General features: G+C 70.1%; 16 protein-coding genes. 8 read left to right on the top strand and 8 right to left on the bottom strand.

Annotation, left to right across the window (positions count from 1 at the left end):
- The first annotated feature begins 14 nt into the window (after positions 1–14).
- Entirely contained in the window at positions 15–593 is a 579-nt protein-coding gene (locus V2S05_RS12945; RefSeq protein WP_271638781.1) for a TetR/AcrR family transcriptional regulator, read from the top strand.
- A 9-nt stretch (positions 594–602) separates the two neighbouring features.
- Here V2S05_RS12945 and V2S05_RS12940 read toward each other — a convergent pair whose 3' ends face one another.
- Positions 603–1817, bottom strand: coding sequence for an amidohydrolase (locus tag V2S05_RS12940; RefSeq protein WP_413635808.1), 1215 nt, complete (start codon positions 1815–1817; stop codon positions 603–605).
- A gap of 284 nt (positions 1818–2101) precedes the next feature.
- Here V2S05_RS12940 and V2S05_RS12935 point away from each other — a divergent pair, with 284 nt between their 5' ends.
- Positions 2102–2305 (top strand): cold-shock protein, encoded by a 204-nt coding sequence (locus V2S05_RS12935; RefSeq protein ID WP_271638779.1) that lies wholly within the window; start codon positions 2102–2104, stop codon positions 2303–2305.
- 62 nt (positions 2306–2367) lie between these two features.
- Here the strand turns inward: V2S05_RS12935 and nhaA are convergent, their stop codons facing one another.
- The 5 genes from nhaA to V2S05_RS12910 all read right to left on the bottom strand — a co-directional run bounded on the left by nhaA (position 2368) and on the right by V2S05_RS12910 (position 9071).
- Positions 2368–3645 carry a Na+/H+ antiporter NhaA gene (gene nhaA / locus V2S05_RS12930; RefSeq protein ID WP_413635807.1) on the bottom strand — a complete coding sequence of 426 codons (1278 nt, stop codon included), beginning with the start codon at positions 3643–3645 and terminating at the stop codon, positions 2368–2370.
- A gap of 113 nt (positions 3646–3758) precedes the next feature.
- Positions 3759–5219, bottom strand: coding sequence for an alanine/glycine:cation symporter family protein (locus V2S05_RS12925; protein ID WP_413635806.1), 1461 nt, complete (start codon positions 5217–5219; stop codon positions 3759–3761).
- 196 nt (positions 5220–5415) lie between these two features.
- Positions 5416–6429: a LacI family DNA-binding transcriptional regulator gene (locus V2S05_RS12920; protein ID WP_413635805.1), complete on the bottom strand. Its 1014-nt coding sequence runs from the start codon at positions 6427–6429 to the stop codon at positions 5416–5418.
- Between the two features lie 30 nt (positions 6430–6459).
- Entirely contained in the window at positions 6460–8121 is a 1662-nt protein-coding gene (locus tag V2S05_RS12915; protein ID WP_413635803.1) for an alpha-amylase family glycosyl hydrolase, read from the bottom strand.
- Between the two features lie 23 nt (positions 8122–8144).
- Positions 8145–9071: a 2-hydroxyacid dehydrogenase gene (locus V2S05_RS12910; RefSeq protein WP_413635801.1), complete on the bottom strand. Its 927-nt coding sequence runs from the start codon at positions 9069–9071 to the stop codon at positions 8145–8147.
- 111 nt (positions 9072–9182) lie between these two features.
- On the opposite strand from V2S05_RS12910, the gene V2S05_RS12905 reads away from it, so the two are divergent.
- From V2S05_RS12905 to V2S05_RS12880, 6 genes are all read left to right on the top strand, one after another.
- Positions 9183–10208, top strand: coding sequence for an iron-siderophore ABC transporter substrate-binding protein (locus tag V2S05_RS12905; protein WP_413635799.1), 1026 nt, complete (start codon positions 9183–9185; stop codon positions 10206–10208).
- Positions 10209–10235: 27 nt separating this feature from the next.
- A complete protein-coding gene (locus V2S05_RS12900; protein ID WP_413635797.1) occupies positions 10236–11282 on the top strand; it encodes a FecCD family ABC transporter permease in 1047 nt (348 codons plus the stop codon).
- Positions 11283–11329: 47 nt separating this feature from the next.
- Positions 11330–12400, top strand: a complete 1071-nt coding sequence (locus tag V2S05_RS12895; protein WP_413635938.1) for a FecCD family ABC transporter permease — start codon at positions 11330–11332, stop codon at positions 12398–12400.
- Positions 12397–13197: an ABC transporter ATP-binding protein gene (locus tag V2S05_RS12890; RefSeq protein WP_413635795.1), complete on the top strand. Its 801-nt coding sequence runs from the start codon at positions 12397–12399 to the stop codon at positions 13195–13197. The genes V2S05_RS12895 and V2S05_RS12890 overlap by 4 nt, the downstream gene beginning before the upstream one ends.
- Complete coding sequence (locus V2S05_RS12885) at positions 13187–14140, top strand: siderophore-interacting protein (protein WP_413635794.1); 954 nt, start codon at positions 13187–13189, stop codon at positions 14138–14140. Before V2S05_RS12890 ends, V2S05_RS12885 begins: the two co-directional genes overlap by 11 nt.
- A gap of 61 nt (positions 14141–14201) precedes the next feature.
- Positions 14202–14633 (top strand): DUF1761 domain-containing protein, encoded by a 432-nt coding sequence (locus V2S05_RS12880; protein WP_413635793.1) that lies wholly within the window; start codon positions 14202–14204, stop codon positions 14631–14633.
- A gap of 38 nt (positions 14634–14671) precedes the next feature.
- Here the strand turns inward: V2S05_RS12880 and purQ are convergent, their stop codons facing one another.
- Complete coding sequence (gene purQ / locus V2S05_RS12875) at positions 14672–15379, bottom strand: phosphoribosylformylglycinamidine synthase subunit PurQ (RefSeq protein WP_413635791.1); 708 nt, start codon at positions 15377–15379, stop codon at positions 14672–14674.
- Positions 15376–15624, bottom strand: a complete 249-nt coding sequence (purS, locus tag V2S05_RS12870) for a phosphoribosylformylglycinamidine synthase subunit PurS (protein WP_363505294.1) — start codon at positions 15622–15624, stop codon at positions 15376–15378. The genes purQ and purS overlap by 4 nt, the downstream gene beginning before the upstream one ends.
- Positions 15625–15759 lie beyond the last annotated feature (135 nt).

Here is a 15759-nt window from a genome sequence, read left to right as displayed (position 1 = left end):
ACTAGACTCGTCACATGACCGCAGATGACGCACGCGAGCAGGTTCTCTCCGCCGCCGAACGGCTCTACTACCGCAAGGGATACGCGGCCGTGGGCATGGACGAGCTGCGGGCCGCCGCCGGCGTGTCGCTGCGCCGGCTGTACGCGCTCTTCCCGTCGAAAGACGACATCATCGCGGCCGTGCTGCAGCGCAAGCACGAGGAGTGGGAGACGACACTCGCCGCCGCGGTGGCCGATGCGGGCGACGACCCGCGCGCCCGGCTGCTCGCGGTCTACACCTACCTCGAGAACTGGTTCTGCGCCGACGACTTCCGCGGCTGCGCGTTCATCAACGCCTTCGGCGAGCTGGGCGGTACGAACCCTGTCGTGGCCCGGCTGGTCAGAGAGCACAAGGCGTCGTTCCAGAGTCAGATGGCGACCCTCGCGGCCGAATCCGGTGGCAGCGCCGCGCTCGCCGCTCAGCTCTCGATCCTCGCCGAGGGCGCGCAGAGCACCGCGGCGATCTCCGCAGACCCGCAGGTCGCAGCTCAGGCGCGAGCCGCAGCAGAGGTGCTCATCAACGCCGCTCTCAGCTCGTCGAGCGCGCGGGCCTGACGGAAGTCGTCAGTCGAGGAACTCCCGAGCCGCGGTCACCAGCGCCGAGACGCCCACCTCGATCGTGGGGTGGATCACCGGGGCGTAGAACGGCGAGTGATTCGTGGGGACGTCCTTGTCGACCGTGCCGCCGGCCAGGGCATCCGCGTACACCTTCGGGTCGACGCCGCCCCAGAACCAGAACACCAGAGGCACGCCCGCATCGCGGGCGAACCACGACACGTCCTCGCTGCCCGTGAACAGCCCCGGATCGATCACCGACTGCTCGCCGAAGACGCCCTGGAACGCCGAGACCACCCGGGCGGTGGCGTCGGCGTCGTTGATGGTCGCCGGCAGCCGGTGCAGGGTCGAGATCTCGGGCTCGCGTTCGGCCCCGGATGCCATCGCCTCGGCGCGGATGACGCGTTCGACCCGCTCGAGGACCTTCTCGCGCAGCTGCTCGTCGGGATAGCGCAGGCTGAGCTGCAGCGTGGCGTCGGCCGGAATGATGTTGTTCTTCGTGCCGGCGTGGATTGCGCCGACCGTCACGACGGCGAGGTCGCGCGGGTCGACCTCGCGTGAGACGACGGTCTGCAGCCGCATGATCGTCGCTGCGGCCATGACGATCGGGTCGACCGTCGAGTGCGGACGCGACCCGTGACCGCCGCGACCGTGCAGCACGACCTGGATGCCGTCGGATGCCGACATCTGCGGCCCCGGTCGCACCCCGATCGTGCCTGCGGGCAGGGGAGTGACGTGCTGACCGAGCACCACGTCGGGCCGCGGAAAGCGGTCGAGGGCCCCGTCGTCGAGCATCGCGCGGGCGCCGGCGCCGTACTCCTCGGCGGGCTGGATCACGACAACGACCGTCCCGTTCCACTGCTCGCGCTCGGCGACCAGACGCTCGACCGCGCCGATCATGGCGGTCACGTGCATGTCGTGCCCGCACGCGTGCATGACGCCCACGGTGTTGCCGTCGGGGTCGACGCCGGTCGCGGTCGACGCATAGGCGAGTCCGGTCTCCTCGACGACGGGCAGGGCATCCATGTCGGCGCGCAGCCAGACCGTCGGCCCCTCGCCGTTCCTCAGCTCACCGACGACGCCGGTGATGCCGACACCTTCGGTCACCTCGAGCCCGAGATCACGCAGGTGCGTCGCGGCGATGCCGGCAGTGCGCGTCTCCTGGAACGACAGCTCCGGATGCCTGTGCAGATCCATGTAGAGGGCTTCGAGGTCGACGGTCATGCGATGAGCCTAGCCCCGGGGCGCAGCCGGGCGAGCCGTCGGGCGTGGTACGGTTGGGTGTCCCTCCGCCGGAGGGCCCACTCTCACAAGGCTCGCGAATCTCGCTGCAGCCCATCACCCCGATCCCATCCCGCGTGTGAGTTCCGCGGAACAGGATCCCCACGATCCCGTCGGGTCGCACGCATTGCGTCTCCTCATCGGCATCGTCGTAACGTACCCGCCGGACAATTCAGCGGGGGCACTTCGGCTGCGACAGCGGCCACATCGAAAGAAAGCAGAAGCACATGGCCACTGGCACTGTGAAATGGTTCAACTCCGAGAAGGGCTTCGGCTTCATCGCTCCCGATGACGGCTCCGACGACCTGTTCGCGCACTTCTCGGCGATCGAGGGCTCCGGCTACAAGGAGCTCACCGAGAACCAGAAGGTGGAGTTCGAGCCCGAGCGCGGCCCCAAGGGCATGCAGGCGGCGAAGATCCGCGCGCTCTGATCTGAGCGTCTACAGAACCGGCCGGGACCCACGTGGTTCCCGGCCGGTTCTTTTGCGTCTGGTCAGGTCGCCGCGTTCTTCCGGTAGCGGCGGTTGCGCAGCCCCAGCAGGGCGGACGCCAGCACGGCGGCGCCCACCGATGCAGTGAGGATCGCCACCTTCGCCTGATCGTGGTGGGGGTCGGCGACGTCGAAGCTCAGCTCGGCTACGAGGAGCGAGACCGTGAAGCCGATGCCGGCGAGCAGCCCCACGCCGATGATGTCGATCCACTGCAGCGAGGGATCGAGATCGATCCGCCGCACCCGGGTGACGGCCCACGTGGCGACGGCGATGCCGATCGGCTTCCCCACGATCAGGCCGAGGATGATGCCGAGCACCACCGGGTCGCCGAGCGCCGAGAGCCACCCCTCGAGACCGCCGATGGCCACGCCGGCTGAGAAGAAGGCGAAGACGGGCACCGCGACGCCGCTGGAGAGCGGACGGAACCGGTGCTCGAAGATCTCGGCCAGACCAGGGCCGCTCTCGTCTTCGTGCGCCGCACGACGGTGCAGCACGGGGATCGTGAAGCCGAGCAGCACGCCGGCGATCGTCGCATGCACACCAGACGCGTGCACGAGCGCCCAGGCGACGAAGCCGATCGGCAGCAGGATGAGCCACGCCGCCGACGCGTGCAGGCGGAACAGCCTCCGGTAGCGCTGCGCGATGACGCCGTACGCGAAGATCACAAGCGCCGCCAACAGCAGCGGGATGACGTCGATGCTGTCGGTGTAGAAGATCGCGATGATCGCGATCGCGACGAGATCGTCGACCACGGCCAGCGTCAGCAGGAAGATGCGCAGCGCGCTGGGCAGATGCGAGCCGATGATCGCGAGCACCGCCACCGCGAACGCGATGTCGGTGGCTGTGGGGATGGCCCACCCCCTGGCAGCATCCGGCGTGCCGCTCGTGACAGCGACGTAGACCAGCGCGGGCACCACCACGCCGCCGAGCGCCGCGACGACCGGGATGATCGCGGTGCTGAATCGCCGCAGATCCCCGGCGACGAACTCGCGCTTGAGCTCGAGGCCGACCATGAAGAAGAAGACCGCGAGCAGGCCGTCTGCCGCCCACTGCCCGAGCGTGAGGTCGAGGTGCCACGGCTCGTAGCCGACTCGCATATCGCGAAGGGCGAAGTAGCCGTCGGCCCACGGCGAGTTCGCCCACAGCAGCGCGACGGCCGCGGCGACGACGAGCAGGACGCCACCGGTCGTCTCGGTGCGGAGGATCTCGCCGATGCGGCGCGACTCCGCGCGCGACGACGTGGGGAACAGCGGGCGGAAGCGGGAGGAGGAGCGCACCATTCGGGGCCTTCCGGGTCGACGGACGATGACGTCGACCAGGCTTCCCGACACTCCTCCTCCAGCCTATCGGGGCGTGCGCGCCGTAGCAGGGTGCCGCCTGAGCGGCACCGCGCTCAGCGTCTCCGGCCGGCGACGGGGATCGGTCCGGTGACGCTCAGCTCGTCCTCCCAGCACTGGATGCCGGTGACCTCGGGCATCCGCTCCCGGGTGAACACCGGGTCGAGCCCGGCCCGGCGCTGGTCGAGGTAGTCGCGCAGCAGCTTGAACGCGACGCCGGAGAGCAGCGCGATGGCGATGAGGTTGACGATCGCCATGACGCCCATGATGCTGTCGGCGGTGTTCCAGATGAGGTCTGCCGACGCGATCGAGCCGAGGAAGACGACCAGCACGACCAGGGCGCGGTAGGTCTGCAGCACGCCGCGCTTGGCGCGGATGAACTCGATGTTCGACTCGCCGTAGTAGTAGTTGCCGAGGATCGAGCTGAACGCCAGCAGGAAGATGATCACGCTCAGCACGATGTTCGACCACGAGCCGAGCGAGCTGACCAGGGCGTTCTGCGTGAGCACGATGCCCTGCTCGGCGTTCGCCAGGTCGGGGGTCGCGACGAGCACGATGAACGCGGTGATCGAGCAGACCAGGAACGTGTCGAAGTAGACGCCGAGCGTCTGCACCAGGCCCTGCTTGACCGGGTGCGTGACGGCGGCGGTCGCGCCGGCGTTCGGCGCCGAGCCGAGTCCCGCTTCGTTCGAGAACATGCCGCGCTTCGCGCCGATCATGATGATGGTGCCCAGGGCGCCGCCGGCGACCTCCTTCGTGCCCCACGCCTGTGTGTAGATCGAGGCGAAGACCTCGGGCAGGCGGTCGATGTGGATCGCGACGATCACCAGACCCAGCAGCAGGTAGATCAGTGCCATCAGTGGCACGACCCTCGACGAGACGCTGGCGATGCGGCGCACGCCGCCGAAGATGACGAGCGCGGTGAGGGCTGCGAGCACGGCGCCCACCACCCACGGGATCCATGCGACGTCGCCGCCGAAGCTGCCCGAGACGGTCGCGCTGATCGTGTTCGCCTGCAGCGAGTTGAACGAGAACGGGAAGCACAGGATGAGGATGACGGCGAAGACGATGCCCATCCAGCGGGCCTTCAGGCCGTGCTGCATGTAGTACGCGGGCCCCCCGCGGAAGCCGTCCTGGTCGCGCACCTTGAAGGTCTGCCCCAGGGTCGACTCGATGAAGCTCGACGCGCCGCCGATGAACGCCATCGTCCACATCCAGAACACCGCACCCGGACCGCCGAGCGCGATCGCGGTGCCGACGCCGGCGATGTTGCCGACGCCGACCCGGGATGCCGCCGAGATCGTGAACGCCTGGAACGCCGACACCGACTGCGGCCTGCCGTCGGCATCCGTCGGGGTGCGGTCGGTGAGCGTGCGGAACATCTCGGGGATGAGGCGGAACTGCACGACGCCCGAGCGGAAGGTGAAGTAGAGGCCGAGCAGCAGCAGGATGGGCAGCACCGCCCACGTCCAGAGCTTGTCGCCGAAGAAGAGCACGAAGTCGTTGAGTGCGTCCATCCGACCAGTATTCAGGCAGCGGTCCGCCAACCGAGCCAGCGCCGGGCCGAATCGCCCGGATGGATGTGTTTGTGAAGTCAACCGCGAGACTTGCGCTCCAGCACGAAACCGACGTCGGGGCGCCCTGTCTCGTGCTGAAACTCAAGTCTCGCGCGGGGTGCAGGTCGCGGGTCGCCGGATGCCGGATGCGGGACGCTTACGGTCGCGGCCGCGGCGGCGCGGTCGTGCGGCGCACGATCAGCTCGTAGGGCAGGTCGGCGGGCGCGGCATCAGCAGCGCTCTCGAGCTGCGCGAGGATCGCCGCCGCCGCGCGCTCGCCCTGCGCGAGTGGGAACTGATCGACCGTCGTGAGGTCGAAGAACTCGCCCAGTTCGTAGCCGTCGATGCCGACGATCGAGACGTCGTCCGGTACATCGATGCCGAGGTCTCGCGCCGCGAGCAGGGCGCCGATCGCCATCTCGTCCGACGCGGCGAAGATCGCGGACGGCCGCGGTCCCGGGCGGCTGAGCAGCCGAATGGCGGCGCGGTGCCCGCCGTCGACGGTGAAGTCGGCGGGTTCGAACAGTGCGGGATCTGCGGGGATGTTCGCATCCGACAGCGCCTGCTCGAAGCCGAGACGCCGGCGGGAGGGCACCCGGAAGTCGGCCTCGAACTCCGCGGCGGCGCCGATGTGCGCGATGTCGCGGTGTCCGAGCCCGATCAGGTGCTCGGTGGCCAGGCGCGCGACGGCGGTGTCGTCGAACGTCAGCGTGCGCAGCCGCGGATTCGGGCCGCCGACGCCGATCACCGGCAGGCCGAGATCGAGCAGCTGGGCGGTCTCGTCGCCGTCGAGCTCGATGGCGACGGCGATCACGGCATCCACCCGCTGGCGACGCAGGAAGGTCGAAAACACCTCTCGGCGCACGGCGGCGTCGGCCGTGATGTTGTACAGCGTGACGTCGTAGCCGGCGCGCATCAGCGCGCTGGTCGCGCCCGAGAGCACGGTGCTGAAGAACCAGCGGTCGAGGAAGGGGACGATGACCCCGACGTTCTGCGTGCGTCCGGATGCCAGGCTCGACGCGCGCGACGACACGACGTACCCGAGGGAGTCGGCCGCGGAGCGCACGCGCTCTCGTGCGCGCTCCGACACGTGCCCGCGCCCGCTGAGCGCACGCGAGACGGTCGCCGTCGACACTCCGGCGAGCCTTGCGACCTCGTCGATGCTCACCACGACGTCAGCCTATCCCGACCGCCGACCCGCTCAGGCGCGTGTGAACCAGGCGGCCGTGTTCGGCGGCAGCGCGGTGCCTGTGAACGGCTCGCTCTGCACGACGAAGGTGACGTCATCGCCGAGCTCGATCGGCTCGTCGCCGAGGTTCGCGACCACGTGCAGCTCGCCGCGGTGGAAGGCCACGGCCGAATCGGCCACATCGTCCCAGACGAGCGAGCCGCTGCCCAGACCGCGCGCGGCGCGCTCGCGAAGCAGGCTCTTGTAGAGGTTCAGCGTCGAATCCGGCTCGCGCTCCTCGGCATCGCGCGCGAAGCTCGCCCACTCCGCCGGCTGCGGCAGCCACGAGGCGCCGGTGTCGTTGAATCCGAACGCGGGGCCCTCGGCCGTCCACGGCAGCGGAACGCGGCAGCCGTCGCGACCGTAGCGCTCGCCGTTCGTGCGGAACCACGTCGGGTCCTGTCGGAACTCGTCGGGGATCTCCATCGCCTCGGGAAGGCCGAGCTCCTCGCCCTGGTAGACGTAGGCCGAGCCGGGCAGCGAGAGCATCACGGTGGTCGCCGCGCGACCGCGGGACAGACCGATGGCCGGGTCGGGCTTGCCCTGCGAGTTCGGGCCGATGCCGTCGCCCTGCGGGCTGTCGGCGGTCAGTGCGAGTCGCGAGGCGTGCCGGATCACGTCGTGATTCGACAGCACCCAGGTGCTGGGTGCGCCCACCGCTCCGAACGCATCGAGCGATTCGCGGATGACGAGGCGCAGCTCCTGGGCATCCCACGGCGTCATCAGGTAGGGGAAGTTGAAGGTCTGGTGCATCTCGTCGGGACGCACCCAGAGGGCGGTCTTCTTCAGCGTCGGCAGCCAGGCCTCGCCGCACAGCGCGCGGTCGCCGTCGTATTCAGCGAGCACGTTGTGCCAGTCGCGGTAGATGTCGTGCACCTCGTCCTGGCCCCAGTACGGCACGTTCTCCTCGCCGCCGCCCATCGAGTCGGCGTCGGCGACGGGCGCGTAGTCGGGCAGCCCCGCCTCCTTCATCATCCCGTGCGCCACGTCGACGCGGAATCCGTCGACGCCGCGGTCGAGCCAGAAGCGCAGGATGCTGCGGAACTCCTCGCGCACCTCGTCGTTCGTCCAGTCGAAGTCGGGCTGGGTGGCGTCGAAGATGTGCAGGTACCACTGGCCGGGAGTGCCGTCGGGCTCGGTCACGCGCTCCCACATGCCGCCGCCGAACACGCTCTGCCAGTTGTTCGGGGGCAGCTCGCCGTTCTCGCCTCGGCCGTCGCGGAACACGTAGCGGGCGCGCTCGGGGCTGCCGGGGCCCGCCTTCAGCGCCTCCTGGAACCAGACGTGCTGGTCTGAGGAGTGGTTGGGCACGAGATCGACGATGACCCGGATGCCGCGGGCGTGCGCCGCGTTCAGCATGACGTCGAAATCGTCGAGCTTGCCGAACAGCGGGTCGACGTCGCGATAGTCGGCGACGTCGTATCCGGCGTCGCGCTGCGGGCTCGTCATGAACGGGCTCAGCCAGATGGCGTCGATACCGAGGCTCTTCAGATCGTCTAGCCGGCTGGTGATGCCGGGCAGGTCGCCGATTCCGTCGCCCGAGGCGTCGGAGAAGGACCGGGGGTAGATCTGGTAGATGACGGCGGTGCGCCACCACTCAGAGCCGGGTGCTGCCATCTGCTCACGCTGTGCCATGATCCCCACCCTAGTGCAAGCGCTTACAGGACGATGTTCACGGGCGGCTCGCCCGCGAGCATTCGATCGATCTGGCGGCGGATGAGCCGGGCCATGCGCGGATTCATCGCCGTCGACGCCCCTCCGCCGTGCGGCGTGATCAGCAGGTTCGGCGTACTCCAGAGCGGATGCCCGGCGGGCAGCGGCTCCTCTTCGAAGACGTCGGATGCCGCGCGGATCGCGCCTGAGTTCAGCGCGGCGACCAGCGCATCCGTGTCGACCAGCGGCCCCCGCCCGACGTTCACGAGCAGCGCGCCCGGGGCCATGCGCGCGATGCGCGCGGCGTCGAACAGGTGATGCGTCTCGTCGCTGGCGGGCAGGCTCAGGACGACGATCTCGGCACCGGGCAGCAGGGCGTCGAGATCGTCCATGCCGTGCACGCTGATCTCGCCGATCCCGTCGACCTGCTCGGTGCGGGCCGTGCGGGCCACTGCGGTCAGCTCGACCTCGAACGGCGCGAGGCGCCGGGCGATGGCCGTGCCAACTCCGCCGAAGCCGACGAGCAGCACCCGCCGGTCGGCGAGGCTCTCGGCGAAGACCGGTGACCATTCTCCGCGCTCCTGCGCGCGCACGAATCGGGGCAGCTGCCGCTGCGCGGCGATCATCATGCCCACCGCGAGCTCGGCGGTCGATGCCTCGTGCACGCTCGCGGCGTTCGCGAACGGGATGCCCTCCGGCAGCGCGTCGGCCACGCCGTCGTAGCCGATCGACTGAGCCTGCACTAGGCCCACGTCGACGCCCTCCAGTGCGCTGAGCACGCTGCTGCCACCCATGTACGGCGGCACGACGATGTCGATGCGGTCTGCGGGTGCGGGCGAGCGCAGATCCCAGATCCGCAGGTCGACCCCCTCCGGCAGCGCGCCCAGATTCGCGGCGAGGCGTTCGGTCGGCACGGTCACGAGCAGGGTCACGCTACGACCCTACCGGCGTGCGCCTCCGAGGTTCGCGTGCTACGTTAGGCAAGCCTTACCAAAGTGCACACCGGATCTCGGTGCCGCCGCCACCCACTCGAAGGAACGCCCGTGCGATCTTCCCGTCTCCTCGCCCTCGCCGCCGCCGCGGCCCTCGCCGTCGGTCTCGCCGGCTGCGCGTCCGCAGCCGATGACAGCACCGACTCGAACGCCTCCACGGGGTCGTCCGGCGAGTCGTTCCCCGTCACCATCGAGCACGCCTTCGGCGAGACGGTGATCGACGCCAAGCCCGAGCGGGTCGCCACCGTCGCATGGGCGAACCACGAGGTCCCCCTGGCGCTCGGCATCGTCCCGGTGGGCATGAGCAAGGCCACCTGGGGAGACGACGACAACGACGGCATCCTGCCCTGGGTCGAGGAGAAGCTCGACGAGCTCGGTGGTGAGAAGCCGGTGCTGTTCGACGAGACCGACGGGATCGACTACGAGGCCGTCGCCGACACCGCCCCCGACGTGATCCTCGCCGCGTACTCCGGGCTCACGCAGGAGGAGTACGACACGCTGTCGAAGATCGCTCCCGTCGTCGCCTACCCCGAGGTCGCGTGGGGCACCTCGGTCGAGGACATGATCGAGATGAACTCCGAGGCGCTCGGCCTCGAGAAGGAGGGCGACGCCCTCATCGAGCAGCTCGATGCCGACGCAGAGGCCGCACTGGCCCAGCATCCGGAGCTGAAAGAGGCGAAGGTGCTGTTCGGCTACTTCGATATGAGCGACCTGTCGAAGATCGGCTACTACACCGCCGCCGACACCCGCCCCGGCTACCTGCACGAGCTCGGCCTGCCGCTGCCGCAGATCGTCGCCGACAGCGAAGACAGCGACCAGTTCTACCTCGAGGTGTCGGCCGAGGAGGCGCAGCGCTTCGACGACGTCGACCTGTTCGTCACCTACGGCGACGACTCCACCGTGGCGACCCTGCAGGCCGATCCGCTGCTGTCGAAGATCCCCGCGATCGCCGAGGGGCGCATCGCGATCCTGCCCGACGCGACGCCGATCGCCGCATCCGCCAACCCGTCGCCGCTGTCGATCCCGTGGGGCCTGAACGACTACTTCGACATCCTCGCCGCGCCGCTGGCGAAGTAAGTCCCTTCCGCCTGCGGAGACCCGTTCGTGACCTCCACCACCGCCGCACCAGCACCGGCCGTCGCGCACCTGCGCCGGCCGGTGCTGGTGCGCGCGTCGTGGCTGATGGCGGGCGTGGTGGCGCTGGTCGTGCTCAGCATCCTGTCGATCTCGTTCGGCGTGCGCGCGGTGACGATCGACGATCTGTTCGCCGCCCTGTCGGGGCAGAGCGACACGATCGAGCAGGCCGCGATCATCAAGCGGATGCCGCGCACGGCGCTGGCCCTGCTGATCGGCGCCGCGCTCGCCATGGCGGGGGCGGCCATGCAGGCCGTCACCCGCAACCCGATCGCCGAACCCGGCATTCTCGGCGTCTCCAACGGCGCCTCGCTCGCCGTGGTCGTCGGCATCGCCTCGTTCGGGTTGAGCGACCCGTTCGGGCAGATGGCCTTCGCGATCTCGGGCGCCGCGGTGGCTGCGGTCTTCGTGTACGCGGTCGGCTCGCTGGGCCGTGGCGGTGCCACCCCGCTCAAGCTCGCCCTCGCGGGTGCGGCGACCTCGGCCGCCTTCGCTTCCCTGATCAGTGCGATCATGCTGCCGCGGGTCGATCTGCTGCAGGCGTTCCAGTCGTGGCAGGTGGGCGGCGTCGGCGGTGCGGAATGGCCGCGCATCGCGGTCACCGCGCCCGTGCTGGCGCTCGGCGCCCTCATCTGCCTGCTGAGTGCACGGGGGATGAACTCGCTCGCGCTCGGTGACGACATGGCCAGGGGCCTCGGCGAGAACGTCGCTCGCACGCGGATGCTCGCAGCGCTCGGCGCCGTGATCCTCGCCGGCGCCGCCACCGCGATCGCCGGGCCGATCGGCTTCGTCGGTCTGGTCGTGCCGCACGTGTGCCGGATGCTGATCGGCACCGACCATCGCTGGCTGATGCCGTTCTCGGCGCTGGCGGGAGCGGTGCTGCTGACCGCGAGCGACGTCATCGGCCGCGTCATCGCCCCGTCCGGGGAGGAGATCCAGGTCGGCATCATCACGGCGATCGTCGGTGCGCCCTTCTTCATCTGGATCGTCCGCAGGCAGAAGGTGCGCGAGCTGTGAGCACACGCGAGCGCACGGCAGGCGCACATGCCCCGATCGAGACCAGCATCCCGACCGCGCACACGCTCGAGCGGTCGGCCGACACCGGCGCGCAGCGCGTCGTGCGCATCATCGCCGGCCGCCGCGCGCGACACCGTCGCCACGCCGTCGCCACGATCCTGCTGGGCGCTCTGGTGTGCGTGCTCTTCGCCGTCGCGCTCATGGTCGGCGACCGGTTCTACAGTCCCGATCAGATCGTGCGGGTCGTGCTCGGCGAATCGGTGCCGGGGGCCTCGTTCACGGTGGGCGAGCTGCGGCTGCCCCGGGCTGTGCTGGCGGTGCTGACCGGACTCGGCTTCGGGATGGCCGGCGTGACGTTCCAGACGCTGCTGCGCAATCCGCTCGCCTCTCCCGACATCATCGGCATCTCGCACGGCGCCGGTGCCGCAGCGGTGATCGGCATCATCGTGCTCTCGCTCGACGGGCCGGCGGTGTCGCTGCTCGCACTCGGCGGTGCGCTCGCCACGGCCGCGCTCATCTACGCCCTCTCGATCAGAGGCGGCTTCGCCGGCACCCGGCTGATCCTCATCGGCATCGGGGTCGCCGCGGTGCTGCAGAGCGTGATCTCGTACCTTCTCTCGCGCGCGGCGAGCTGGGACATCCAGACCGCCATGCAGTGGCTCAGCGGCAGCCTCAACAACGCCTCGTGGGAGCGCGTGCTGCCGATGGCGATCGCCGCCGTGGTCGTGATGCCGTTGATGCTGTCGCAGGGGCGCTCGCTCGGTGCCATGCAGCTGGGCGACGACTCCGCCGCCGGCCTCGGGGTGCGGGTCAACGCGACGCGCATGCTGTTCATCCTCGGGGCGGTCGCGCTGCTCGCCTTCGCGACTGCAGCCGCCGGACCCATCGCCTTCGCCGCGTTCATGGCCGGGCCGATCGCCGCGCGCATCACCGGCCCCGGCGCGAACCTGCTGCTGCCAAGCGCCTTCGTCGGCGCGGCGCTCGTGCTCGGCAGCGACCTGCTCGCCCAGTTCGCCCTCGGCGCCCGCTATCCGGTCGGAGTCGTCACCGGCGTGCTGGGCGCGCCCTTCCTGATCTACCTGCTCATCCGCACCAACCGCTCGGGAGGCTCCCTGTGACCGCGGCGCACACTCTCGCGGCCGAATCCGTCACGCTCGGGTACGGCGACCGCACGGTGATCGAGGGGCTCGATCTGTCGATCGCGCCCGGCCGGATCACCTCGATCGTCGGGGCGAACGGATGCGGCAAGTCGACGCTGCTTCGGGCGCTGGCGCGCCTGCTCAGCCCCGCCGACGGCCAGATCGTGCTCGACGGCACCTCGGTGCACGCGCGCCCGTCGAAAGAGGTCGCGCGCGTTCTCGGGCTGCTGCCGCAATCGCCCGTCGCACCCGAGGGGATCGCAGTGGCCGACCTCGTGGGCCGGGGGCGACACCCGCATCAGCGGATGCTCGCGCGCTGGAGCGCCCAGGACTACGCGGTCGTCGCCGATGCTCTCGACGCGACCGGCATCAGCGATCTCGCCGATCGCAGCGTGGACGAGCTGTCGGGCGGCCAGCGCCAGCGGGTGTGGATCGCGATGGCGCTCGCGCAGCAGACCGACATCCTGCTGCTCGACGAGCCGACCACGTTCCTCGACGTCGCCCACCAGGTCGAGGTGCTCGATCTGCTCACCGACCTGAGCGCCTCGCGCGGCACCACCATCGTGATGGTGCTGCACGACCTCAACCTCGCCGCTCGGTACAGCGACGAGCTGGTGGCCATGAAAGACGGCCGGGTGCACGCCGTCGGCGCCCCGGAAGAGATCGTCACCGCAGAACTCGTCCAGGAGGTCTTCGGCCTCGCCAATCAGATCACCGTCGACCCCGTCTCGGGCAAGCCGATGGTCACCCCTATCGGGAGGCATCATGTCCGCTGACACCACGACGAAGACCCGGCCCAGCTACCTGCTGGCGCTCGCCGAGGTGCGCGCGGTCGAGCGCGTCTCGCCGAACTTCGTGCGGATCACCTTGGGTGGCGACGACCTCGACGAGCTCGGCACCCCGGGCGACACGTTCGACTCGCGCATCAAGCTGATCTTCCCGCCCCGACCGGATGCTGTGCCGCCGATCGACCGTGACGGCGATGACTGGTGGGGATCCTACCTGGCCGTGCCGGAGACCGAGAGAGGCTCGATGCGCACGTACTCGGTGCGCGAGCTCACCGTGACGGATGCGGGCACCGAGATCGTCATCGACTTCGTGCTGCATCTGAGCCCCGGCCTCACCGGCCCGGCCTCGCGATGGGCGGCCGACGCACGCGTGGGGCAGCCGATCTTCGTCGTGGGCCCGCGCCGCGGGGTGTCGGCCCGGGAGCACGGCGGCGCGGAGTTCGCGCCCGGCGAAGCGCGCTCGGTGCTCCTCGCCGGTGACGAGACGGCAGCGCCGGCGATCGCGCGCATCCTCGAGGACGCCCCGCGCGACCTGCGGGGCACCGCGTTCATCGAGGTGCCCGAGCCGGCCGACGTGCTCGAGATCGCAGCACCGGCGGGCGTGGAGATCACCTGGCTGCCCCGCGCCGACGGCGACGCGCACGGATCGGCGCTCATCCCGGCGGTGCTCGCCCATCTCGGCGACGCGCACACGCACGTCGACGTGCGCGATGTCGACACCGAGGACCTTCTCTGGGAGACCCCGGCGTACTCCAGCCTCGGCGAGCAGATCGCCGCGACCCACGCGCCCGCCGACCGGTACTTCTGGATCGCCGGCGAGAGCGGAGTGGTGACCACGCTGCGTCGTCACCTCGTCAAGGACATCGGGGTCGACCGTGCGCAGGTGGCGTTCATGGGGTACTGGCGACACGGCGTCGCCATGCGCGGCTGAACGACCTCGAACGCCACGGCGTCCGGGAGTAGTCTGAGCCGCATCCGATGAAGGAGGCGTCATGACGGTTCCCGAGATCAACTACTGGGCGGTGCTGGTGGCGACCGCGTCGAGCATGGTGGTGGGCGCTGTCTGGTACGCCCGCGGCGTGATGGGCGAGCGGTGGGCTCGGCTCGCGGGCGTCGACCTCGAGCATCCCTCCCGCAGCCCGCTGTGGCCGATGATCACGACGGTGCTGGTCGGCTTCGTCACCGCGTGGGTCCTCGCCGGCGCAGCCACGATCGCCTGGCACTTCTACGAGGGCTCGTACTTCTGGGCCCCGCTCGTCACCGCGGTCACCCTGTGGGCCGGGTTCACCGCGGCGCGCTTCATCACGCACGACGCGTTCGAGGGGCGCTCGACCCGGCTGACCACCGTCAACATCGGTCACGAGCTCGTGACGGTGCTCGTGATGGCCGTGATCATCGGCGTCTGGCCGCCGGCCGGTCTCTGAGCCGGTCGCGTGCCCACGCGGCGTCAGGCCGCGGTGAGTCAGGCCGCGACGCGCGCGACGGCGGCGATGGCGCTCTCGAAGAAGCCCAGCCCATCCACGCCCGAGCGCATGGCGGCCCGGGTGTCGGGGCCGAAGCCGGCCTCGGTGGCGTGCTCGGGGTGCGGCATCAGGCCGACCACGTTGCCGCGGTCGTTCGTGATGCCGGCGATGTCGCGCAGCGAGCCGTTCGGGTTCACCCCGGCGTAGCGGAAAGCCACGAGACCCTCGCCCTCGAGGCGGTCGAGGGTGTCGTCGGCGGCGATGTAGCCGCCCTCGCCGTTCTTGAGCGGGATGACGATCTCCTGACCCTTCGCGAACGTGTTCGTCCACGCGGTGTCGTTGTTCTCCACCGTCAGACGCTGGTCGCGGCGCACGAAGTGCTGGTGGTCGTTGCGGATCAGGCCGCCCGGCAGCAGGTGCGCCTCGACGAGCATCTGGAAGCCGTTGCAGATGCCCAGCACGGGCATCCCCTTCGCCGCGGCGTCCTTCACCTCGGCCATGATCGGCGACAGAGCCGCGATCGCGCCCGAGCGCAGGTAGTCGCCGTAGCTGAATCCGCCGGGCAGCACCAGAGCATCCACGCCCTCGAGATCATGCGAGCCGTGCCACAGGGCGACGGGCTCAGCGCCGGCGATGCGCACCGCGCGCTGGGCGTCGCGGTCGTCGAGCGAGCCCGGGAAGGTGATGACGCCGATGCGCACGCTCACTGCGCGACCTCGACTCCCACGACATCCTCGATGACGGAGTTCGACAGCACGTCCTCTGCCAGGCGCCGCGCTTCGGCCAGCACGTCGTCGGTGACCTCGCCGTCGACGGTGAGCTCGAAGCGCTTCCCGATGCGGACCTGGCTGAAGCTCTCGACACCCAGGCGGGCGAAGGCGCCGGAGACGGCCTTCCCCTGCGGGTCGAGCAGTTCGGCCTTGGGCATGACGTCGACGACGATGGTGGGCATACCCCCGATTCTAGGCGATGCGGCCGCACCCCACGCCGCGTGAGTCGGGACGAGAAAGCGCGGCCCGAACGTTGTCAAGGGGGCGCCTGAAAGTGGTCGCCGCCCAGGCGCCTCGCTATGGTCGGCGCCATGAGA

Origin of the sequence: Microbacterium sp. OR16 (genome assembly GCF_047306725.1) — a bacterium.
Taxonomy (GTDB): domain Bacteria; phylum Actinomycetota; class Actinomycetes; order Actinomycetales; family Microbacteriaceae; genus Microbacterium.
The sequence above is the reverse complement of the archived record's forward strand: the minus strand, read 5'-3'. Positions and strand labels throughout refer to the sequence as shown.

Coding starts and splice junctions, on each gene's coding strand:
- V2S05_RS12945 (WP_271638781.1), top strand. CDS start 15: ATGACCGCAGATGACGCACGCGAGCAGGTTCTCTCCGCCGCCGAACGG.
- V2S05_RS12940 (WP_413635808.1), bottom strand. CDS start 1,817: ATGACCGTCGACCTCGAAGCCCTCTACATGGATCTGCACAGGCATCCG.
- V2S05_RS12935 (WP_271638779.1), top strand. CDS start 2,102: ATGGCCACTGGCACTGTGAAATGGTTCAACTCCGAGAAGGGCTTCGGC.
- nhaA (WP_413635807.1), bottom strand. CDS start 3,645: ATGGTGCGCTCCTCCTCCCGCTTCCGCCCGCTGTTCCCCACGTCGTCG.
- V2S05_RS12925 (WP_413635806.1), bottom strand. CDS start 5,219: ATGGACGCACTCAACGACTTCGTGCTCTTCTTCGGCGACAAGCTCTGG.
- V2S05_RS12915 (WP_413635803.1), bottom strand. CDS start 8,121: ATGGCACAGCGTGAGCAGATGGCAGCACCCGGCTCTGAGTGGTGGCGC.
- V2S05_RS12885 (WP_413635794.1), top strand. CDS start 13,187: ATGTCCGCTGACACCACGACGAAGACCCGGCCCAGCTACCTGCTGGCG.
- V2S05_RS12880 (WP_413635793.1), top strand. CDS start 14,202: ATGACGGTTCCCGAGATCAACTACTGGGCGGTGCTGGTGGCGACCGCG.
- purS (WP_363505294.1), bottom strand. CDS start 15,624: ATGCCCACCATCGTCGTCGACGTCATGCCCAAGGCCGAACTGCTCGAC.